Below are 23,037 nucleotides of genomic sequence, written 5' to 3'. Positions count from 1 at the left end.
CACAAAAAAGAGAAGGTTGTAATCCTTCTCTTTTTCAGTGTGTTAAAATTTAAAACTGTATGTGGAACATTATCTAAGTTAAAATTCATTTTTTTATATTTATTAACGATTAACAATTTTATATGTTAAAGTCTTTCAACAATTTATATATTGTAATTGTTTTTTCGGAAATTAAAAATGTTAAGATTAAATTTTATATTTCTCGTTTTAAATGATTAGTTTATAAGTTGATGTTCAAACTCAATTATAAACTGATTAATTTTCCGTTAATGTTACACTAAGAAAAGGCTTTTGATTACGTTTTTATTGTATACTTTTTTTGATGAAAAAGTTGATTGGAACGGAGGGGTGCTCGACTCCTATGGGATTAGCGGGAAGGCTGAGACCCCGCAGGCTTGCCGAGGAGGCTCAGGTCTCGCCCCATGGAAAGCGAGTATCCTGTAGTGGAAATCAACCTCACTCTACTCCTTTTACGAAAATTTGATAATTTATTGACAGGGTGTTTTTCAACTGCATGAAAAAAGAGAAGGTTGTAATCCTTCTCTTTTTGTTATCTCGTTTATCTTTTGCTTTTATCTTTTTACAAGCTCTAAAATTGTTTTATTTCTTGATATTATTGATTAAAAGAAATCACCCTATAAGTATCAGATGAGTACTCCAAGATTGTGATACTAGCGTTTTTTATTTCTAATTCAATATTAAATTCCTCTGAAAACTTTTTTACTATATTACGAATCGTATTTCCATGAGTGACAATTAATACATTCTCATCGTTTTTATTATTTTCGATAATTAATTCATTTAGCCCCTTTTCAATTCGATCCCATAGTTCGGAGTAACTCTCGGCATGATGGTATGGATCAGATTCTTTTATAAAATTTGTAATATCTTCTAGGGACCGATTTCTTAATAATTCTCTAAAGGAAGTATAACCGTGATCATTTGCAACTTTACCTAGGGCAACTGCTGAAAATTCTCCTTCAAAACTACCAAAAAAGGACTCTCGGAAGGCTTTTGTTTTTCTAATTACAGGAATTTCGTAACTGTTTTGCTGTAAAATTAGTTCAGCCGTTTCAACAGTTCTACCAGAATCGCTAGTAAATACACGGTCAAATTGGATATCTGACAATCTATTGCCACATTCAATCGCTACTAGTTTTCCTTCTTCTGTTAACGGACTGTCGGCCCATCCTTGCATTCTTTTATAACGATTTAAATAAGTTTCACCATGTCTAATTAAATATAAATGAATTCTATTCTTCATCTAATCACCCGCAATGTGAATTTTAAAATTCCTTATTTGCATTTGCCAAAACCTTACCTAAATAGATCCCACTAGCCGCTGCTTGGGATAATGAGTGGGTTACTCCAGAGCAATCTCCAATTACAAATAATCCTTCTAAACTCGTTTGAAAGTTTGAATTGGTTTCTATAATCGGTGAATAAAACTTCCCATCCATTCCGTAAAGTAGTGTATCCTCATCAATTGTCTCTCCAATAAATTCTTCCAATTGTTTCAAAAAACCTTGTAAAATTGTCAAATATAAATTAGGAACTTCATTTTTAAGGTCACCACAATCGGCATCTAATGTTGGCTTTATACTGTTTTTTTCCATTTTCACATTAGTTGTAGACTCACCTTTAAGTAAATCACCTAATCGTTGTACGACGATACGATCTATACCATTATTTATTTTACCTATAATTTTATTTGCGTAAAAATTTGCTTCTTTCAGTGTTGGAAAATATTTAGGTGTGAATAAAGTAAAATTTAAATTCGTTGTTCCTGATTCTTTTTCCTTAAAATTTTGTCCGTCAGGCATAACTAATCCTTCTTGAAACTTTCGGACGATTCTACCTTTTGGGTTCATACAATATGTAGTTGAAATCAATTCATCATATTCAAAAGCAAGTTTCGTTTCGAATGTGTCTTGTAAAATTGAGCGAAGCTGTTGTTCTTTCATTTCGACTCTAATTCCTAAATCTAAACGAGTTCTACCTTGTTTAACTCCAAGTGAAGCACACTGTTCATTTAACCATGCTGTTCCGGATCTGCCAGTTGCAAATACTACATTTTTAGATTCGAATTTTCCTAAGTTAGTATCTAAATAGAATAAATTATTCTCCTTTTTAATATCTAGAATATCAACTTCAAAGCAAATATTAATCCTACTAGATAATTCGTTATATAATCGTTCGAATATTTCTGTAGATAGACGCGTACCGAGATGTCTAACTTCAGTAGTTAACATATGTAACTTGCAATCCTCGGCTTTTTTAGCCAAATTTTCATTTACAGTCGAATATTTTTCTACAGAACTGCCCCCAAAAAGGCATAGTAGATCGTCAACCTCTCTCATTAATTGTTCAAGATTTTTTCTGCCTACCTTTTGAGCTAATTCACCCCCAAAATCACATGAATAGTTAAATTTCCCTTCAGATTTACCAAGCCCTGCAAAACCATAAAATTTACCACAAACGTCACAATCGCATATTCCACCTTTGTCTATAGCACAGGTCCTTTCCTCTAAAGTCTTTCCTTTTTCAAGTATTAATACTTTTTGATTTGATTGTAATAATGTATATGCTAAAAAAATGCTACTTACACCTGAACCGATAATTGTAATATCATACATCTTTTTTCACCTTCTAGATTTTTTTCACTTATTCTAATTGTACAATAGTTATAATACTTAAGTGAAATCCCCAAATATTGTTGGACAAAATTTATCTAAAAAAAACACGCCTTATTTAGCGTGTTCAAGAATTTTTATTCTTATCCTTATCTTTAAACTCTAAAATGGCGATCACAAACATACCAAAGCTAATCATTAGTGATAAAACTTCGAAAGTAATAATATAAACCGCCTCCTTACTTTTAAGCCTTCCCGGAACCAAGTTTGTCCTATACATTCAATTATTGTTTATTTTTTAAATTTTGAAATCTCTATTAAAAAAAAGGAGCATCTAGCAAGATTACTCATTGAGCTATTAATCCAATTTCTTCCACTATCCTTTTAAGGTCTATTTTTTGTAAAAAATTGGAACAATATCACTATAGGAGGAATGTAAATGGAGCATTTCGAAGCATTTTTGAATAGTAAGAATTGGATTGATAATGATTTAGATGCAAGGTATATAAATATAAACCATCCTTATGCGATTTTAATTTCTGGAGAAGAAGGCCAAATTACTCTTAGGGGAAACACCGGTATAGATAATGGTCAAAACGGAGAAGAAATTTACTCCTTTACATCATTAAGAGAGCTTCAAGAGTGGTTTGAAGAAAATATTGGGGAATGAATTAGTGCAAAATGAGATAAGTTATCCTACTCATGCCATAATTTTAGATTATTGGCTGAGTTTTTTTATTGCATTGCAATAAGCTTAAAAAAATTCTATTAATCTAATAGAATGTAAAAATTAACTTTATTGGAATTAAAAAAGCAATATACATAAAGGAAATTGAAGCATTTGCAACGAATAATTTTCTTTGGAGGTGTTAGATATGAGCAGTAAAAATAATGAATTGAATTGTAATAAGGAAGATTTGTATCTAGAGGTAATCAACGAAATGAAGGGAATACAAATTCATTTGTTAGAAGAGATCACTCGTTTAAGCAGCGAGGTTAATTTTCTTATTTCAGTTGTTTTACCAAATATAGATCGAGATAATTTAAATAATCATCAATTGGCCATGTTCGGTGAAATCGTATTGAATAAAAGAAGTTAAAGACAATTACGAAAAATTGATAAGTCTATGAGGCAATCAAACCAATTATGTTACGCAAATTACTTCTCTTTTACCTCTTATAACCACTTAAAATCGATTGTTGGATTGATGAACATGAATCCATGGAAGTAAAAATAGTTAAAGTAAAAATAGAAAATATCTTTTTTCTTTATTTAGTTTTACTCTTCAATCTTTTTTAGAGAAAACTTTACCATTATTTAATTGACACCAGTCCAATTCTGTTGTATCACTATATTTTGCGTTAAATTCATCGATCGAAAGGAAAACTTCAATATTACCTTTTTCCAGCTCTAAAAGAAGCGTATATGGAGTTAATCCGTAAACATTCGAAACAGCAATTAATTCACCTATATGTATTTTTTCTGAAAAATCAATTTTATCTTCCATTTCACTCTCACCTTACCATTTAGAATTTAAAGTCTACTATATACTTTTATATACTGCCCTTAATTCAAGTATATCTTCAATAATTCTTCAATCTAAAATTTTGTAGATTTTGATTAATTAACTAAAAGTACGAGAACAATCTTCATTACAAATTGAAAAAAGGTAAAAATGACTCAAGTATTTTTCTTGAGTCATTTTATTGTCATTTACTTACCGAAACATTTGTTTAGAAGTATTTTTTTATGGTTAATTAATTATTAATCTGATTAATAAAAGATCTTAATTTGTGATTTACATCACAAATTGAGATCGATATTTTTGGTATTCTTTTTTTAGAAAAACAAAGTATCAAAAATATTATGGAGGTATTAAAATGAATCAACCATTTAATGAGTTCTCTAAAATTAGTGAGATTGTTACTGAATTCCCAAAGGCAAGTGACCTATTTAAAACATATCGAATTGACTTTTGCTGTGGTGGAAATAGACCTCTAATTGAAGCGATTGAAGAAAAAAACCTTTCAAAAGATGAAATACTATCAAAACTAAATAAACTGTATCAAGAAAAAAAATTATCAAACGAAGTAGTAGTTGATTTTAAAGAAGCTTCTAGTAGTGATTTAATCGAACATATAGAGAACAATCATCATCGTTTTTTAAATGAGGAATTACCTCTATTAAGTCCATATGTAACTAAAGTAATGCGAGTTCACGGAGAAACTCAACCTCATTTAGTAAGATTACACAAGTTGTTCTTTGATTTAAAAACAGAATTAGAGGAACATACATGGAAGGAAGAAACAACAGATTTTAAATTGATTTTAGAATATGAACAAAACCCAACTAATGAAAATTACCTGAAATTAAAAAATATCGTTAGCGAACTAGAAAATGAGCACAGTTCTGCAGGGGATATTTTAAAAGAATTACGTGAAATTACAAATGACTATACCCCACCAAAAGAGGCTTGTGGTACTTATCGCCTTGTTTATCAAAGACTTGAAGCTCTAGAGGCTGATACATTCCAACATATCCATTTAGAAAATAATATATTGTTTAAACGAGCAATTATTAGGAATTAACTATTAGGCCTAGTATATATAAAATGGTCAATAAGGAAAACGGACATTAAATGAACATTTATTTAAAATGAAATTATCATTTTTTGGAAGATCTCTTAATGGTTTTAAATGCTAATCTGTTTGAGCAATGTTATGATTCCAATAACACTACTAATGATTTTTTTCAGAAGTTAAAAATATATGAGCTAATTTTTAGAAAAACAAAATCAATTGTTTAATGAAAGTTCGATATTAATTGACCTACAAGTTGTTTAATATACAAGTAGGTTAATCTAAGTAAAGGCTATTTGATTAGGATTTATTGCAGACTTTTTTTGATGGATAAGTTGATTGGAATGGAGGGATGCTCGACTCCTATGGGATAAGCGGGAAGGCTGAGACCCCGCAGGCTTGTCTCGCCCCATGGAAAGCGAGCATCCTGTAATGGAAATCAACATCACTCTACTCCTTTTACGAAAATTTGGTAATTTAATTGACAAGGTTGTTTTTCAACAGCGTGAAGGAGCATGACAATCTCATGCTCCTTCTTTAGTAAACTTCCGCTTGCAATTCTTCTATTTTTACGACTAAAAAGCCTTCTGAATCAATCGTAATTAATTCTTTTTTTCTTAATTGATTTATCGTACGATTTACTGTCTCTCTTGATGAACCAATCATATTAGCAAGTTCGCGATTTGTAAAATGTGTTGTTATTTTATATTGATTTTTATCTAAAGATACCCCATTTGTTTTACAAAGTCGTAATAATAACATGATTACTTGATCATATGTATTATGAAGTGTTTGTTCAACTAATCTAGCTTGTAGATCGATAATTTTTTCTCCAAGAAACTTTAATAACTTTATACATAGTTCAGGATATTTAATCAGAATTTGCTCAAAGTCAGCGACTGGTGTGATAATTAACTCTGCTGTTTTAAGCACTTCAGCATGTGCTGGGAAGGTTCCTTTTCGAAATAAACCAACATGTGGAAACATTTCACCAGTTCGTGGTACCGAAACAATTTGTTCTCTACCCGATAGATCAGTTATATGTATTTTTATCTTTCCGGAGTGTATAAAAAACACGCGATCAAGTTTGTCACCTTGCAAAAAGACAAATGATTTTGCTTTATATAATCTCATATGTGAAATATCCACTATCGATTGAAGCTCTTCATCCGAGAGATTTTTAAAAAGTGGTACTCTTTTAAAATGATTAAAAATCACATCTGACATTCAAAATACTCCTCTATGAAAAATTCCTTCTACTCTTAAATACAAGTATTTACCTTTCTCCCTTATATCATTAAATAGAAAAAGACTCCTTAGCTAGGAGTCTTCATTTTCTGATATTTATTCTCCAGGAAAAACTGGAATAAATTTAAATTCATTTACATTAAATAAACCTTTAGTCGTTAGTTTTATACTCGGAATAACTGGCAGTGCTAGAAATGATAATGTTAAAAAAGCGTTAAATGTATTGTTTGGTCTAATTTGAAGTAATGATTTTTCAATTTGATATAAACCTGCTTCGACTTCTTCGGCAGATTGATTACTCATTAAACCACCAATCGGTAATGATAATTTGGCAATAACTTTTCCAGATGCTACCACTACTATTCCACCGTTCATTTCTTCAATTGTTTTAATTGCAAGATACATATCATTATCATTCATACCGGCAACGATTAATTGGTGCGAATCATGAGCAATCGTTGTAGCGATTGCTCCTTCAATTAAATTTAAACCTTTTACTATCCCAAGACCAATCTCTTTTTCAGAATGATAGCGATCTATTACTGCAACTTTACATAAGTTTTCTGCGACATTTGGAACAAAATGAGTATATTCATTTGATAATTTTTCAATTAAATGATTTGTTACGATACTATTCGGATTAATTTCAATTATATTTGCATGCGTGTTAAAGTTTGTTTTTAATTCAAGATCTTCAATCTTTAGATCACCTATGCTTACTTTTGAATCAATCAAATTTGACTCTTCATTCTTTATTTGTTTACAATTTTGTTTGTTTTTAACGATAAACTCATTTTTACACCAAACGTCCGTCACTTCTACTAATTCTAAATCGTTTAAAAATACAAAGCTTGCTTCATATCCAGGAGCAATTGCACCTTTTTGTTTTAAACCATAGCATGTTGCCGGATTTAATGTTGCCATTGAATAAGCAGTCACTGGGTCAATTCCATATTTGATTGCTGTTCGAATACAAAAATCAATCGAACCTTCTTTTATAATATCGTCTAAATGTTTATCATCTGTACAATACATAATTCGCTGTGCATTTCGATCATTTACTGCAGGTAATAAATCCTTTAGATTTCTTGCAGCCGAACCTTCTCTAAATGCTACAAATAACCCTGCTCGCAGTCTTTCCATTACTTCTTGTACATTTGTACATTCATGATCAGTTGAAATACCTGCATAAGAATAGGTGTTTATTTCATTTTTAGTTAGTCCAGCTAAATGACCATCGATCGGTTTTTGATAAGCATGTGCTAACTTTAATTTATCAATCATTTGTTTTTCCATCGACATTACCGCAGGATAATCCATTACTTCAGCTAATCCAAGTACTCTCGGATGTGTCATAAAGGGTTCTAAATGTTCTGCATAAAGTACGGCTCCTCCACGCTCTAATGAGGTAGCAGGTACACAGGACGGTAGCATAATTCTAACGTCTAACGGGATATTTTCTGATGCGTCTAACATCATTTTAATTCCATCTACCCCAGAAACATTTGCAATTTCATGTGGATCGCAAATAACAGTTGTTACTCCATGTGGTAGAACAGTTCTTGCATATTCACTTGGTAAAACCATTGATGATTCAATATGGACGTGGGAATCAATAAAGCCAGGTGATATATATTTCCCTTCAGCATCAATTACTACATTAGCTTCATAATCACCTATTCCAACTATTATTCCATTTGTAATTGCAATCGAATCTTCTATTATTTCTTTCGTAAAAACATTTACTATTTTCCCATTTATAATTAAAAAATCAGCCTTTTCAGCTTTTGTTGACGTTTTCATTTCATGTAAGTTCATGTTTGTTTCCTCCTAAATATTTAGGAGAGAATATGCTATGTCATATCTCTCGTAGTCAAACTATATCGGCAGCTTGGTAGATACTTTTGGACCGGTTATTTCCAAAATTATACGAGCGTATTAAGAATCTCTTCAATTTATAGTGACCCAGACTAAAAAAACAAGTTTTAGGACTTTGTCTTCTAACTGAATCTTTTAATTTAAAATGAATAAACTTAATTAGCTAATATTTAATTGTAAAAAACTATATTGATAGTATTCTATAAAATTTTCAGCCTAAAAAGCAATAACTATTTTAAGAGTTTTAAATATAAAATAATTCATAATTTTCTCGTTAATGAATACTATTTTAAATGGGATCGTAGGATGGTAATCATAGGAGGTATGTAGTTTGAAGAAAGTGGTAGAAAAAAAACGAATAAACCCGAATATTTTTAATCATTTTTCATCCTATTCAAAAAAAGAGGACAATTTGTTCCCCGTTAATTATAATCGATTTGATTCGTTCCAAAAGCTAATAAAAAATAATTCACCAATAATTTATAAACAGGATAATATAGTAAAACAAAATTTAGCTTTTATAAGACTCGTTAATGTTTTGCCTAAAAAAATAAGCTTAGACATATATGTTAATCGTACGAAATTTATTTCGAATTTAACTTTTAAAGAATCAACTCACTATTTAACTTTACCTTCAGGGGTACACTTTGTTGAGATTTTTAAAACGAATGATCTATCAAAACCAATTCATTCTGAACAACTAACTTTACTTGCTGAGCAAAATTATACGATTGCTATTGGTCATAACTTAGACCAGATCTCGCTGTTTTCATATATGGATAATCATTCCTTGCCACAAGGAGAAGCTAAAATTCGCTTTATTAATTTATCCCCTAATTCACCTAATCTAGATTTTGCAGTAAAAGCTGGTGAAGGTGATGTTGTTTTCCCAAATGTCCCATACCGAAAAGCCTCAGAATATCTACCTATATCGCCTATGACAGTTAATTTGGAAATACGTTTAACAGGTACGAAAGTGATCATATTTCCGCTCTATAAATCAAAGTTTAAAGAAAATATAGTATATGATTTAATTTCAGTAGGGTGTGTTGAAGAGGACCCAAAGTTTGAAGTTATTATATTATTTTAGCCTGATCACTAAATTCCCAATACAAATAAAAAACTCGGACTGATTATCCGAGTTTTTTTATGCCCCTTTTGGCAATTTTATGTAAAATGCTGTCCATTCATCATCAGAAAAACATTCAATTTTGCCATCATGTTTTTCAATGATTTGTTTACATACAAATAAACCAATTCCAGTACCATGATTTTTTGTCGTAACAAATGGTTCAAAAATTGTCCGTATGCTTTCTTCACTGATTTTAGGGCCATTATTTCTTATTTGAATTTCAATCATATCCTCTAGATCTGAAACTTGGTAATGAATCGTTTTTTGACCATCGTTTTCCGCCAAGGCATCGATTGAATTCATTAATATGTTAAGTAAAACTTGACGAAGTTCATTTCTAAAACCCGGTATGTATATTTTTTGTGATATTCCTTCTTGTAAAATGACGTTCGAATTTACAATACTTGGATATAAGAATTCTGTGATTTCTTTAAATAAATCATTAATTAAAAAGGATTCCACCCTTTGGTCATGATCCTTTTTCGAAACATGAAGAAATTGATCAATTCTAAAATTTAATTGATGCAATTCATGATCTATGATATCTAAATACTTTAATTGAGGATGATCCCCTTTAAGTAATTTTACAAATCCAATAATTGAAGTTAGTGGATTTCTAAATTCATGAACGAAACTAGCTGACATTTGTCCTAGGATTGTAAGTCTCTCTTTATGAGTCTCGTCAATGAACTGCTTTTTTTCTTCTATATCTTGTGTAATGAGATAAGAATACTCTTTTACTGTAAAATAAATAAACTGGTCAAAAACGTAGTTAATTTTATTTATGAGCGGCTGAAGTAGGCTAATACTTTCTTCAAATTCAGACAAATGTTTAAAAAGTTCACTTCTAGCTATATTTGAATTATACACAAAATCTCCGATGTTAGCACTTGCTTTAGCTCGTTCAAGGGCTATTTTATGTGCCAAATCTTTGACTTGATCCTCATTTATTTTGCCCTCAATAAATAATAATGTAAAGTCAATCAATTTAGTTCCATTAATGATAATCTCGGTTTTAAATGGATCATTATCGCTTATTACCGCTTGAGCGACCCAATTCTTTGTTAATGTAGGCATACTTTCCTTTATGAAAGTGCTATACCTACTCTCTATTGACATATCAATAAGGAACACCTCCAATAAAAAATCTATTAATTAAATAGTAACAAATTTTTAAATATTCGTTAAGTAAAAAAATAAAAATTTGTCGAATTTATTACGACAAAGTAATATTTTTTACATTATTCTGTTAAATTGTAAATTAAATTCATGAATATTTCTTACATTTCATTAAGAACCTGACTTTTACGAAGATCACTAGTTCTAGTAATAATAAAACTAAAAGTATGCAAAAATGTCAATAATATGGTGTGTAGAATAGAATAAAGTTAGATACAATTAACTTAATAAACTGAAGGTAGGTATTTCGATGGCTGGAAATAAAGTGGAAGATTATTTAATTAAAGGTATCTATGGCGAAAAGCAAATAAAAATTGAAGAACGAAATATTTTTTTAGGAACAATTCGCGAAAGAATTGAAATTGCGTTAACTACAAGTCAAGTCATGGCAAATTCGATTTATCCAATCGTTGAAAAATCAATCAATATGAAAAATGTTACTTTATTATTAAATGGTACACTGCCTTATAATACAATTTCTAAATATCTTTTACTGGCAAAGAATAAAAATATTCCCTTTTCACTTGTCAATAATTTACCCGTCCCTACTCCAATCGGGCTTGTCGTTACACATAATGACGCAATTGATAAAAATGAAATATTTATTAAAGATGAGCTTTACAAATCTACTAATTTTTAATTAATTCGGTATGTGAAATTTTTTATGATGAGGATAAAAGCGCAGCTCAATTGTAATTACAATTTAAGTTGCGCTTTCTTCTTCAAGCTCAGGTTTTTTAATTGGTTCCCGTGTTAATTCAATTGATTTTATATAATGTCCATCTAACTTAAGAACTTTAAATGAACAGTTATGAAATTTAATCGAATCCCCTTCTTGCACATCAAAATTTTCAGTTAAAATCCATCCACCAATTGTATCAACATCTGTATCATCAATATCTAAGCTAAAAACATCATTAATCTCACTAATTAAAACTTTACCTGCAATGATGAATTTATTTTCGCTTACTTTACTTATATCCTCTTTCTCATCAACATCAAACTCATCTCGTATTTCCCCAACAATTTCTTCTAAAATATCTTCAACTGTTACTAAGCCAGATGTACCTCCGTATTCATCAACTAAGATCGACATATGTATATGTTCTCTTTGCATTTTAACTAATAAATCATGAACTGATATTGATTCAATAACTTGAATGATTGGTCTAATATATTGTTCAAGTGTTTTTACCTCTGCCTCCCCTTTATGAAGAACAAAATCAGTAAAAACATCTTTAAAATTTATTAAACCAACGACATGGTCCTTATCTCCATCTACAACAGGAAAACGTGTATATTTTTCTGTACTCATAAAGTGAATATTCTCATGAAAAGCTTCACGTAAGTCAATTGCAACCATTTCCGTTCGAGGAACCATTATTTCTTTTGCTACTCGCATATTGAAATCAAATATATTGTTTACATACTTAAATTCAGATTGATTTATTTCGCCACTTTTATAGCTTTCAGAAAGTAGAATTCTTAATTCCTCTTCTGAATGAGCAACTTCATGTTCTGAAGCAGGAGGAAGTCCAAATATTTTCAAGACCATCCTTGCTGAATTATTAAACAACCAAATGAACGGATAGGTAATTTTGTAAAAAAGAATTAAAGCTGGAGAAAACGTTAATGTAATCTGTTCAGCCTTTTGAATAGCGATTGTTTTAGGAGCTAATTCACCAACGACAACATGAATAAATGTAATAATTCCAAACGCTAATAAAAAAGAGATCGTGCCACTTACAGCAGTAGGTAAATGCAAATCGTCAAGTAATGGATGCAATAATTCATCTACAGCTGGTTCACCTAACCAACCTAATCCTAAACTCGTAACAGTTATACCAAGTTGACAAGCTGAAAGATATTCATCGAGATGTGTTATTACGCGTTTTACAGCTCTTGCTTTCTTATTTCCCTCACCAATTAATTGATCAATTCTAGAACTTCTAATTTTTACGATTGCAAATTCTGATGCAACAAAAAAGGCAGTAAATGCAATTAATACAACAACTAACAATAACTTAGTACCAATTCCAAACAATTGTGTCATCCCTCCAATTGGAAGTGAAGGCCATCTTCATAATTAATATTTTTTAAAGAGGCTTATCTTAGTATATTCAGTTAAATAATTTGTTATCAAAATTTTTTTATTTAGGCATTCTTAAACTTGGATCGAAAATGATTTTTGAAAAGGATTTGCATTTTCTAGTTTTCACACTCAATATGACTCCTCTCTTAATACCATTCTTTACCTTTTCTCAATTTTCCTTCTCCGATCAGTGTCTTGCATTATATGCTATTTATCTACTTTATATTCTAAAATTAGTAGAATATTTTACTAAAAACACCTTAATAAACCGAGTTTCGATAAAAATCAATACAAAAGTAATTAAGTTTACATTTTCAGCTATTTTGAATGTTAAGAACTTATTTATTCGGAGTATTTTAAGAACTTTTGCCGAGTCAACACTAGTTTTGTCAACCTCAAAGGAATGTGCAGTTTTATAAAGAATTTTTAATATATAAATTATTTGGAGGAGGAATAGCGTATGTATACAACTTCTCAAGTGGCAGAACAACTGCAATTAACAAATAAAAAAGTATTATATTTTTTAAAAAAAGGTAATTTAAAAGTAGAGAAAACTCATAACGGATATTTATTTACAGAGGAACAAATCGAACAAATTAAAGAAATTTATGAAGCTTCGATGCAAACGATCGAACCAAAACAAAATGACACGGATTATATTGACATTATAAAAGAATTAACTCAAAAATTACTAAAACTTGAAGAAAAAATTGAAACAAAAGCAAATGAAGTTGTTTCGGTACAAATTTTGGAACATCGATGTGAAATTGAAGATTTAAAGAAAGTAGTTGTTAAACTTGAAAATCAAGTAGAACAATTAAATGAGCAGGTGACCTTATTAAAAGTAGATTTAGAGGATCAGAAAAAGATTATTACATTTAAACCGAAAAAACGATTTGCAATTTTATCGATATTCGGAGTTTAAAAAATCTAAAGACATGTTTATGGTTTAATGAATTGAACTAAAGAACGAAGCTAAGCGAAATAAATAAGGATGCAATCGTTTGGCGTGCATTTAAAAACGTAGAAGAAAATTCTTCTACGTTTTTTTACATACTAAAATGAATGTTGGTCAAAAATAATTTTGTATGAAAGGAGGAATTACCATGCAAAAAAATGCTCGACAATATACTCAGGATGCAACTACTGAACTTAAACACGCAATTGAATGTCTTCAATCTGCATTAGAAACGGTTGAAAAACCCAAAAACCACGAAAGAATCGAACAAGCGCTTCAAGCTTGTCAAACAGCTTATAATCAAACGAATCAGGCTGTAGGTATTCTTGAACAAGAATAAAATGCAAATAAAAAAACTCAGGTTAATCCCTGAGTTTTTTACAATTTTTTATCATAATACATTAATATTTCTTTAAATTCATTTGAATATTTTAATAACTTAATAGCATGCTTTATATCCAATAAAAATGGTACAGCAATGATATCATCACTTATTTCAAAATACTCATCAATCGGTAAAATTTTAAATCCTGCACTTCTAGCAAACATATATAGTCTTTTATTTATTGTACCAATATACCAATCAGCATTAGTCTGATTGGCATGATCATAGCACGCTAGTAAAATTTGTTTAAAAAATCCTTTACCTCTATTTTCCCTTGTAATTAATAATTTACCAATCTCATAGATTTCTTCATTTTGAATATATTTAATATATTTGTTTTCGGAAAAATTATAATAATATTTATTTTTGTCCTCATTTTCAATATTATATTTACTAAACTCGAGGGTACCAATTAACTTTTTATCCGAATTACAAATTCCATAACGAGTAACTTCATTACTTCTTACTAAGAAAGGTATTTCGTTTTCTTCACAAAAATCTCCCCAAAGCTCGTTAAATAAATTATTCTCTTCTTTTGTATGAATAACACGAAACACTCTCACTCACCCCTAAAATTCCTATATAAATATTCTTATCTTACGTCTATAAAACAAAGTTTATACCAAATTTTAGTATTGTCTCTTTAATACTATTTAGTTATTTTGTTAAAAAAATATTTTATTGGTCTGTTTATATATGGCTCTATTGTATGGTAAAATTTAGCTTTTGGCAACGCTTACATAACTAATTATGTATAATTTGTGAAATCAAAATAATCTCATAATTAGTTTTCTAGTATAGATTAATACGATATTGCAAGTTTTCAACCGAAATATTTTTTCGTAATTTATAATATAAACAATGTATCAAAATGACAAAAACATCTTCGAATTAAAAAATTATGCCCTATGCCATCGATTGGTAAAGGGCACATAAAAATTTGTTTGTTTGACTTTCTCAAAATTCAGTTTCAATTACAATCAAATCGCAAAGGGTTCATCTTTGGATTATTTAAGTTCTTCAAGTGTTTTGTTTATTATTTCTACTAACTCTCTTTCACCTACTAGTTCATAAAAATCCTCGCCCTTTTTCTTCGGATAAAACTGAATATAAGTGCCACAGCCCGCTTCTAGAACTTTACGATGAACATTACTACCCGGATATAAGCAAATCACTTCGTTGATCGGTTTTCGCACATATGTCATTTTTCCATTAACACGTTCAACATACTTAAGTCCCCAGTATTTATACATTTGTTCCATTGCCTTTGTATTCCCTACTGGTTGATAAATATTAAACATTGGACTATATTTAATTTCAAAAATGATCGAAGCAACGTATTCTTTATTTTTTTTTCGATAAAAATCTAATCTTATATCCGGTTTTTTTGATTCTTCACCACTAAAAAAATTTGTTCCTTTTAACAGTGATACTTGTGGACTTCCCTCGATGATTTCGTTATAAACTAAATTAATGATCCAATTTTTATTTTCAAGAGACACAAATGCTCCGTCCATTAACTCATCGTCTTTTATATGCATTAAAATCTGTTCAGCTAATGGTTCAGAATCATTTTTAAATTTTAACTTTAAGAAAATATCGCATAATGAGAAAAAGACAAAGTATTCATATAGTAAAAAAGTTGGCTTATATACTGGTAAAAGCATTTGTTTTTTTCCGTATTCTTTTACCTTTTTATCAAACAGGCTTAAGGAATGAATAAAATTTAAAAATACTTTCGATGGACTAGTTGGATATTTTGAAGTATCAGTATCCGTTGCTAAACGAAAAACCCCAATTGTATATTCTCTAAAATAGACTTCATAAAGTTTTTCCAAAGAATTCGTAATTCGTTCTTTTTCTGAAACACTTTTAGTTAATTTTTCTAATTCTAGCTCTTTTAACATTTTTGACTGTCTATATTTAGCTTTTTCTCGATCGGTAATTGAGCCATTCCCAACTACATTTTGCATCATTTTTTCTATATCCTTCACTTGAAAATCGATTTGATCCATTTTATTTTTGTCTTTTACTAATTCATATTTTACAAAAGTTAATAAGGTTTCAATTGTAAGTAGAAATTTACGAACTTTATGTTTAGCATACTTTATCTCATCAATATAATTTTCTTCTTGAACAACTGGTTGCATTGTTAAATTAGTTGCATTTGAAATGGCTGGATGCAATAATGTCCATCTAATTGTATTAAAATCTATTTTTTTTACCTGCCTTTTTAATTCATATTCCTTTTTTTGCTTCCGCTTCAATTTACTTATAAACTGCTGTATTGCAACTAGTAGTCTCTCTTCATTTGACTCGATAAATCGAATAATTGGCCAAAAATACATTGTTCCATTTTGAGTAAATGAAGCAGAAGATTTTTTAAAGTATTGCGAGTCATTCATTATTCCATTTATTTGTTGATTTAATGTTGTATGCATCCACTCTAATTGATCATAATCTAAATTTTTCGGTACTATTTTTATCATTCCATAAAAATGTTGTTCTTGATAAATAATACAAAATTCATAATACCCGCATCTCCAAGGATAGGCATTCTCGGTTTTACCATGTTCATATATTAATATTTTTCTTTTTTCAGATGTAAAAATAAACTGCTGATCATCCAGGTTTTCTTGTTGAAAATGATAAAGGTTATTCCAAACGAACGTAATTTTACCGTCAAACTCACCATCGACTTGAAATAAAAATCTTTTTAATTCCTGTATTTCATAGGCAAATAAGTAAGCTTCTTTTGGGTTCATTGTAAGTGCATCAAGAGATATTTTTTCCTCTTTCCCCCTAGTTCCGACAAGAATTGCAATCGTAAATGGGAGATAAAGTGGCTCAAAAATTTCTGGACTATTATTAGTTGACATATCCATCAATCTCCAGCTGCTTTCTTTTCTTTTTCAATTCTTTAATAGAATACTCAAAGTCAGAAATCGCTCTACCTAAATTAGATTTCATGACCATGTTTAGTAGCCCTTCCTGCTCGTTCCCTTCACCTGTACCAATTAATTCTTCTAAATTAGCAAATAATCCCCTAACTTTAGTTAATACGCGTTGCTTAACAAAGAGATCGATCGCTTCTTTTCGTTCGAATTGAATATGGGATGGAAGAGTAGGTATATTCGCTAAATAATTTGATAAATCTTTAATCATACGCGGAGAGATTATTCGCTCACTTAGTGAATGTTCAACTATTTTATTAAACTCATCAAAAAACTTTAATTCATCACTTGTAAGCTCAGATGCACTTAAAGTTTTCTTTGTCCAATTACTATAGTTTTCTGCATTAATATATATTTGTGGTACAGTTTCATAAATATTTTCATTATTCATCTTTTCTGCATAATTTATGAATGAAGTTGATCTAAGTGAGATTATATTTACACGATCTAACAGTCTTAAAGAAAACTCACTTGAAGTTTCATCAAAGTTAACTGTTCCAACAAAAATAATATTATTACCTATTCTTACTTTAGGCTTATAATATTGATTAATGACTACGTTATGATCATGGAATAGCGTAATCACTCTCTTATCCTGAGGCATTTCTAAAATTGATAAAAATTTACTAAACCAATGTTCAATTTGAGAAAGATTCATTTCATCAAAGATCACCATATACATCCTGTGTGGAAACTGTTCGGCCTCTATAAGTAATTTCGTTAATCCGGTCTCAGAGTCTATATAAATCCCAGTAGTCGGATTTAAATAACCCAATAAATCATAATGTTCACGATAAGATGGTGAAATTGGAACAAATAGTAACTCCTTACCAAATTCAAGTCCTAAGGTTTCGCCATAAATACGTGCTAATTGAGATTTCCCAGTACCGCTTACACCACCTAAAATTGTTAGAGCCTGAAATTTACAACATATATGAAAATTAATAATATCTTTTTTTTCGTATAACAATCCTTGCTGCAAACAATTTTGGTAAAAACGTTCAATAAAAGCATTTTCAGTATCATTACTCCATTCAACGGGAAAAGCTTGTTTCTCAGTAAAATCTTGCGTATAAATAAGTTCTTTGCATTCTTTTTTAAAGTTTTTACATAACTCTTCCCACTGTTTTTCGGGAATAAAATAAATTAAATGATTTAAATGAATAAAGGACTTTTTAAGTTCATCTTCATCATAATCTTGAAATGTAACTTCATTTTGTTTTTCTAAATAACTAATATCATTCATCATCGATTTTAAAAACAAATTGCCATATAGTCGATTTTCATAAAAGACAAATTCAGGTTGATCAAAATCATTAAAATACTTTGGCAGATGAATTGGCAAAGAACCTTTAATAAGTCGGTTTTCGACCTCTTCACGCTTTCCCTCTCCCCTAAGTTCGATGACAGGTAGAAGATGGTAGGAAGTGTCCCGTTTCCCATCAAAAAACTCAACTAGATCTGCTGTGACAACTTCATTGGCATATTCAAGACGAAACATCACTAATTTAGAATCAAAAATCTTTTTTAATCCATCAATTATGTCATCTTTCTTCTTACTTTTAATTAGTGGTTTTATTTTACTTTCATTATTTTTATTTGCAGTTGTCCCTACAAACAAAACATCTTGAGTTGAAAAACTAGCTTTTAACTTTGATGGAATTGGAGATAAACACTCTACATAAAAACGAATATGATCTTCATCTTCATAGAAAAGTAAGCTCTGCTTCTCTTGGTCCACTACTCTTTCTGTAACAATTTTTCCAAGGAATAAAAAGTTATGAATTTTTTTTGCTAATTTCTGGGTCAATGCGCGTTTTAATTTCAAAGTCATTTCCCCCACTTTCCGACATTTCTCCTACATTTTACGTTCATAGTATAGAAATTATGAATAATACGGCCTTTTTACAAATAAAACACCCAGGAAAACCTGAGTGTTTCTGTAATGTCCAATGGATAAAATGATGATATAAAATTGATTTCTTATTAAGTTCTTGAATTTGGCTTAGAGCATTAATTGATAATAAACGATATCTAGCCATTGATTAAATTTCTGACCCACTTTATAAAAATGGCCTACCTTTTTAAATCCTAATTTCTCATGTAATCTTTCGCTCACTTCGTTTCCGCTAGTAATACAAGAAATAATTGTAAAGTGACCTAGTTTTTTAGCAGTTTCAATCATGTCAATCATTAATGCCTTCGCTAGCCCTTTTCGACGATGATCAGGATGAATATAGACTGATAGTTCTACTGTATGTTTATATGCATCTTTTTCCTTAAACTGTGTAAGTGAACAATAACCTGTTACTTGACCATTTTCTTTAGAAACAATTACTGGGTAGAACTCATTATGGTTGGCAAACCATTTTTGCATTTCTTCTTCTGTTTTTATTTTCATATCAAATGTTGCTGTAGTGTTTAGAATTGCATCATTATAAATTGTTACAATTTCTAGTACATCTTCTTTTGTTGCAAACAGTATTTCCATTCAACTTCCTCTTCTCACGTTTTTTCTTTCCATCTATTGTACATGACAAAAATTGATTTTCAACAATTCGATTAATAAAATCTTTACATCTAAACATGCACAGTGTTTAGGCTCCTTACATATACTGCGTTAGTCGGAATGATAGGAGGTATGAATATGAGTGAAAAAGAAAAAAACAACGCTCAAGATGAAAAACAAAGTCTTTCATCTATTGATCTTCAACATTATTTAAAAAAGGTGGATGATCTAATAGATCAGTCGCCTATTAGAGGTCTTTTTGATGAGATTGATAAATTCTTTCATAAACATGGAGTTTTTTCGTCAATCGGTGTAGAGATTATTGAAAACGGCGAGGAATTAATCATTCAGGCAAGTATGCCAGGTGTAAGTAAAGAACAAATTTATATGGACCTTGAAGGTACAATCTTAACAATTGGCTTAAAAACTGATACGACTACTGAAGTACAAAACGATCAATCAAATTACTCCTATAAAAAATATTCTTATAGCCAATCCCAAAGAGTAGTAAAATTACCTTACCCAATTAATGCAACAACAGCAACTGCAACATACGAAAATGGTATGCTTGTCATAAAAGGTACAAAATTACCTGAATACCAAAAACAAATCTTTTTAGACTAAAAAGTAACACTGCATTTTACCAATATCTTAAAGCTAATCCGATGAATGTCGATGTTTTAATACACAGCACAATTAACTAAATTCAAATAAAAAAACTGAGTATCTTTTAGAAACTCAGTTTTTTATTAAATAAATAGAAACTCTTTTAACCAAAACGCAGCTTTATTTCCCTGTCAAAGTTTCAATATCAGATAAAATCTCATCAAATGGCACATTACTTACACCACTATAATCTTTAACGATTTTTCCATTTTGATCAATTAAATAAAATTTAGTGCCATGGATAACTTGTGAATTGTTTTCAGGTTTTTTAACAATCGTTTTAAAATTTTCAGATGCAAATTTTTCAATGTGTTTTTGAGAATAGCCAGTTAAGAAATTCCAATTATTAAAATCTGCATTAAATTTATTTGCGAATGTAGTTAATAATTGTGGCGTATCAACTTCAGGATCAATACTAAATGAGATGAAGTCTACATTCAACTTCTTCTCTGCAGCCTTTTGTTGAAGTTTTGCCATATTTGCTGTCATTGGCGGACAAACTGTTTCACAACTTGTAAATATAAAATCAGTTAGCCAGACTTTTCCTTTTAAATCTTTTGTCCCAAAAGCCTTGCCGTCTTGGTTAGTGTATGTAAATTTTTCTAAATCCCAATTTAAAGGATTTTCAATTTTATTACCACAGCCACTTAATAATGCAAGACATAAAATCATTATTAATGTCACAAATACCGTATTTCTCTTCATACTTATCCCCCTATGTTGCATTGTACTTGTCCATTGTATCAAAAACTGATCGTTTCTTTCTAATAATTTAAACTAATTGACATATATATTTAAACTTTTTCAAATGATACTTTTACAAAGTAAAGTTAAACTAAACATATTGATAAAAAATCTTGAAAGGATGACTGATAATGGCAAATAAAAAATATGAAAATTTAGACACGAGTTATCGTAAAACTTTTAAAGATTTAATCAAATGCGGAATCGAAAGAAGTAAGACAAAAAAGGATTATAGCAGTGTCATTCAACAATGTAGTCATAAAAAGATCTCCTATTTAAAGGAAAATCGAGATAAAACAACAATTACTTGGATTGGACACTCTACTTTTTTAATTCAAATAAAAGGAGTCAATATATTAACTGACCCTGTTTATGCCAATCAAATGGCTTTAAAAAAACGATTGTCAAAACCAGGCATACTTATATCAGAATTACCTCCAATTGACATAATTTGTATTTCTCATGGTCACTATGATCATCTAGATTTTAATACATTGCGACATTTCCCTAAAAAAACACGATTTATTTTACCAATCGGCTTGAAACAAAAATTTGTTAGTAAAGGCTATACCAATGTCCATGAAATGAAATGGTGGGAGTCAAAAGACTTTTTAGGGATCAATATTTCATTTGTACCTTCGCAGCACTGGACGAAGAGAACTTTATTTGATAGGAATAAGTCGCATTGGGGTGGATTTGTATTCAAAACGTCCAATGACTGTATATATCACGTTGGAGATAGTGCTTATTTTTCAGGATTCAAAGAAATCGGTAAAAGATTTCAAATTGATACAGCAATTATTCCAATCGGAGCATATGAACCTGAATGGTTTATGAAACACAACCATATGTCACCTGAAGAAGCTGTTCAAGCGTTTATAGATTTAAACGCAAAGTTATTTATCCCTATGCATTACGGAACATTTAAACTTGCAGATGATACTCCTTTTGAGGCTCTAGAGCGATTATGTTCTGAATGGAAAAGGAAAAAAATAAAACCCGAAAAGCTTAAAATTTCTTTACTTGGTGAAACAATTCACCCCTCAATTGTTGGAAATAAAAAAGAAGAAGCCATTATTTATTAAGCTTCTTCTTTCTTATTGTTAAAAAATAATATGTTGAATAGAAAATCTATTCTGCGTAAAAAACGAACCCAATAGCACCTTTTCCTGTATGAGTACTAATAACTGGAGTTGTATAATCAGTTTCATCTAATTCTAGATTCGTTAGCTGTTGTATTGATTTCCTAAGATTCTCTGCAAGCTCAGGAGCATCTGCATGTGCAATTCCTACACCTTTTATTGTTTTTCCAAGTGTGTCTTGTTCAAAATATTTAGTTAAAGTTTTTACTACTTGTTGATGGCTACGCACTTTACCAACTGGAGAATAAACTCCCCCTTCAAGTGATGCAATCGGTTTAATATTTAGCAATGACCCAATGAAGGCTTTACCCTTTCCAATTCTTCCACCTTTAACTAAGTTTTCAAGAGTATCTACCATGATATATAAATACGTACTATTTTTAATTTCAGTAAGTCGGTTAACAATGTCTTCAACTGTGGAACCCTCTTCAGCCATTTGTGCTGCCTCGATGACTTGAAAAGCCATTGCTCTTGTAATAAAAGCTGAATCGATTACTGTTACATCACCTTCAACCATCCCTGCAGCTGCACATGCCGTTGAATAAGTACCACTTAAACCGCTAGATAAGTGAATTGAAATGACTTTACTGCCATCGGCTGTCAATTTTTCAAATGTTTCTACAAATGTTCCTACAGCTGGTTGTGATGTCTTTGGCAATTCAACTGATTGTTGCATTTCATCAATAAATTGCTTTGGAGATAGATTAACCCCATCTAAATATGTTCCACCATTTATTTGAATTGTTAAAGGAATGACTGTTATATTTAAATTTTCAATTTCTTCTTTTAATAAGTCGGCCGTTGAGTCAGTTACAATCTTAATGTTTGCCAATCATTTCACATCTTTCTTCTCTAAAATTCTACAAATTTTGCAAGGCAAACTTATTATAACATTTTTACTATAAGTTAACAGTAAATATTAAAGTTCCATTAAAAT

Annotated in this window: 23 protein-coding genes and 1 riboswitch; of the genes, 9 read left to right on the top strand and 14 right to left on the bottom strand. The window is 30.1% G+C overall.

Annotated elements, in window-relative coordinates; genetic code table 11:
• Positions 1-613: 613 nt before the first annotated feature.
• The 3 genes from BM319_RS01730 to BM319_RS25195 all read right to left on the bottom strand — a co-directional run bounded on the left by BM319_RS01730 (position 614) and on the right by BM319_RS25195 (position 2,913).
• A complete protein-coding gene (locus BM319_RS01730) occupies positions 614-1,264 on the bottom strand; it encodes a histidine phosphatase family protein (RefSeq protein ID WP_091021126.1) in 651 nt (216 codons plus the stop codon).
• 22 nt (positions 1,265-1,286) lie between these two features.
• Positions 1,287-2,636, bottom strand: coding sequence for an NAD(P)/FAD-dependent oxidoreductase (locus BM319_RS01725; RefSeq protein ID WP_091021125.1), 1,350 nt, complete (start codon positions 2,634-2,636; stop codon positions 1,287-1,289).
• A 124-nt stretch (positions 2,637-2,760) separates the two neighbouring features.
• Entirely contained in the window at positions 2,761-2,913 is a 153-nt protein-coding gene (locus BM319_RS25195; RefSeq protein ID WP_353615535.1) for a putative holin-like toxin, read from the bottom strand.
• Between the two features lie 159 nt (positions 2,914-3,072).
• Here BM319_RS25195 and BM319_RS01720 point away from each other — a divergent pair, with 159 nt between their 5' ends.
• Both BM319_RS01720 and BM319_RS01715 read left to right on the top strand, forming a co-directional pair.
• Entirely contained in the window at positions 3,073-3,303 is a 231-nt protein-coding gene (locus BM319_RS01720) for a hypothetical protein (protein ID WP_069032021.1), read from the top strand.
• A gap of 205 nt (positions 3,304-3,508) precedes the next feature.
• On the top strand, positions 3,509-3,733 hold the full coding sequence (locus tag BM319_RS01715; protein WP_069032020.1) for a hypothetical protein: 225 nt from the start codon (positions 3,509-3,511) through the stop codon (positions 3,731-3,733).
• A gap of 186 nt (positions 3,734-3,919) precedes the next feature.
• Here the strand turns inward: BM319_RS01715 and BM319_RS01710 are convergent, their stop codons facing one another.
• Positions 3,920-4,141 (bottom strand): hypothetical protein, encoded by a 222-nt coding sequence (locus BM319_RS01710; protein WP_069032019.1) that lies wholly within the window; start codon positions 4,139-4,141, stop codon positions 3,920-3,922.
• 373 nt (positions 4,142-4,514) lie between these two features.
• Between BM319_RS01710 and ric the strand changes: the two genes are divergently transcribed.
• A complete protein-coding gene (gene ric, locus BM319_RS01705) occupies positions 4,515-5,222 on the top strand; it encodes an iron-sulfur cluster repair di-iron protein (protein WP_091021124.1) in 708 nt (235 codons plus the stop codon).
• A 528-nt stretch (positions 5,223-5,750) separates the two neighbouring features.
• On the opposite strand, the gene BM319_RS01700 is transcribed toward ric, so the two are convergent.
• Both BM319_RS01700 and ade read right to left on the bottom strand, forming a co-directional pair.
• On the bottom strand, positions 5,751-6,440 hold the full coding sequence (locus tag BM319_RS01700) for a Crp/Fnr family transcriptional regulator (RefSeq protein ID WP_091021123.1): 690 nt from the start codon (positions 6,438-6,440) through the stop codon (positions 5,751-5,753).
• A gap of 117 nt (positions 6,441-6,557) precedes the next feature.
• A complete protein-coding gene (ade, locus tag BM319_RS01695) occupies positions 6,558-8,279 on the bottom strand; it encodes an adenine deaminase (RefSeq protein WP_091021122.1) in 1,722 nt (573 codons plus the stop codon).
• A 32-nt stretch (positions 8,280-8,311) separates the two neighbouring features.
• A riboswitch (purine riboswitch) is annotated at positions 8,312-8,414 on the bottom strand.
• 265 nt (positions 8,415-8,679) lie between these two features.
• On the opposite strand from ade, the gene BM319_RS01690 reads away from it, so the two are divergent.
• Entirely contained in the window at positions 8,680-9,429 is a 750-nt protein-coding gene (locus tag BM319_RS01690) for a DUF4397 domain-containing protein (protein ID WP_286143692.1), read from the top strand.
• A gap of 57 nt (positions 9,430-9,486) precedes the next feature.
• Here BM319_RS01690 and BM319_RS01685 read toward each other — a convergent pair whose 3' ends face one another.
• Positions 9,487-10,590 (bottom strand): sensor histidine kinase, encoded by a 1,104-nt coding sequence (locus BM319_RS01685; RefSeq protein WP_069032014.1) that lies wholly within the window; start codon positions 10,588-10,590, stop codon positions 9,487-9,489.
• Positions 10,591-10,900: 310 nt separating this feature from the next.
• Between BM319_RS01685 and BM319_RS01680 the strand changes: the two genes are divergently transcribed.
• Positions 10,901-11,290 (top strand): YueI family protein, encoded by a 390-nt coding sequence (locus BM319_RS01680; protein ID WP_069032013.1) that lies wholly within the window; start codon positions 10,901-10,903, stop codon positions 11,288-11,290.
• Positions 11,291-11,353: 63 nt separating this feature from the next.
• On the opposite strand, the gene BM319_RS01675 is transcribed toward BM319_RS01680, so the two are convergent.
• A complete protein-coding gene (locus BM319_RS01675; RefSeq protein ID WP_069032012.1) occupies positions 11,354-12,703 on the bottom strand; it encodes a hemolysin family protein in 1,350 nt (449 codons plus the stop codon).
• 499 nt (positions 12,704-13,202) lie between these two features.
• Between BM319_RS01675 and BM319_RS01670 the strand changes: the two genes are divergently transcribed.
• Positions 13,203-13,667, top strand: coding sequence for a MerR family transcriptional regulator (locus tag BM319_RS01670; protein ID WP_091021120.1), 465 nt, complete (start codon positions 13,203-13,205; stop codon positions 13,665-13,667).
• Positions 13,668-13,848: 181 nt separating this feature from the next.
• Complete coding sequence (locus BM319_RS01665; protein ID WP_091021119.1) at positions 13,849-14,040, top strand: hypothetical protein; 192 nt, start codon at positions 13,849-13,851, stop codon at positions 14,038-14,040.
• A 38-nt stretch (positions 14,041-14,078) separates the two neighbouring features.
• Here BM319_RS01665 and BM319_RS01660 read toward each other — a convergent pair whose 3' ends face one another.
• From BM319_RS01660 to BM319_RS01645, 4 genes are all read right to left on the bottom strand, one after another.
• Positions 14,079-14,642, bottom strand: a complete 564-nt coding sequence (locus BM319_RS01660) for a hypothetical protein (protein WP_091021118.1) — start codon at positions 14,640-14,642, stop codon at positions 14,079-14,081.
• A gap of 450 nt (positions 14,643-15,092) precedes the next feature.
• The gene (locus tag BM319_RS01655) at positions 15,093-16,964 is read right to left on the bottom strand and encodes a hypothetical protein (RefSeq protein WP_091021117.1); all 1,872 of its coding nucleotides are present in this window, start codon (positions 16,962-16,964) and stop codon (positions 15,093-15,095) included.
• Positions 16,954-18,867, bottom strand: coding sequence for a DUF8727 domain-containing protein (locus tag BM319_RS01650; protein WP_139226466.1), 1,914 nt, complete (start codon positions 18,865-18,867; stop codon positions 16,954-16,956). Before BM319_RS01650 ends, BM319_RS01655 begins: the two co-directional genes overlap by 11 nt.
• Before the next feature lie 177 nt (positions 18,868-19,044).
• Positions 19,045-19,530 (bottom strand): GNAT family N-acetyltransferase, encoded by a 486-nt coding sequence (locus BM319_RS01645; protein WP_069032006.1) that lies wholly within the window; start codon positions 19,528-19,530, stop codon positions 19,045-19,047.
• Between the two features lie 156 nt (positions 19,531-19,686).
• Here BM319_RS01645 and BM319_RS01640 point away from each other — a divergent pair, with 156 nt between their 5' ends.
• The gene (locus tag BM319_RS01640; protein WP_069032005.1) at positions 19,687-20,172 is read left to right on the top strand and encodes an Hsp20/alpha crystallin family protein; all 486 of its coding nucleotides are present in this window, start codon (positions 19,687-19,689) and stop codon (positions 20,170-20,172) included.
• Between the two features lie 162 nt (positions 20,173-20,334).
• On the opposite strand, the gene BM319_RS01635 is transcribed toward BM319_RS01640, so the two are convergent.
• Entirely contained in the window at positions 20,335-20,919 is a 585-nt protein-coding gene (locus BM319_RS01635) for an SCO family protein (RefSeq protein ID WP_091021115.1), read from the bottom strand.
• 170 nt (positions 20,920-21,089) lie between these two features.
• Between BM319_RS01635 and BM319_RS01630 the strand changes: the two genes are divergently transcribed.
• Positions 21,090-22,043, top strand: a complete 954-nt coding sequence (locus BM319_RS01630; protein WP_069032003.1) for an MBL fold metallo-hydrolase — start codon at positions 21,090-21,092, stop codon at positions 22,041-22,043.
• 46 nt (positions 22,044-22,089) lie between these two features.
• Here the strand turns inward: BM319_RS01630 and BM319_RS01625 are convergent, their stop codons facing one another.
• The gene (locus tag BM319_RS01625) at positions 22,090-22,932 is read right to left on the bottom strand and encodes a DegV family protein (protein WP_091021114.1); all 843 of its coding nucleotides are present in this window, start codon (positions 22,930-22,932) and stop codon (positions 22,090-22,092) included.
• Positions 22,933-23,037: the final 105 nt, after the last annotated feature.

Origin of the sequence: Bacillus sp. UNCCL81, from assembly GCF_900112535.1 — a bacterium.
Lineage (GTDB): Bacteria > Bacillota > Bacilli > Bacillales > Bacillaceae_G > Gottfriedia > Gottfriedia luciferensis_B.
This window is presented reverse-complemented; position numbering and strand designations above follow the sequence as displayed.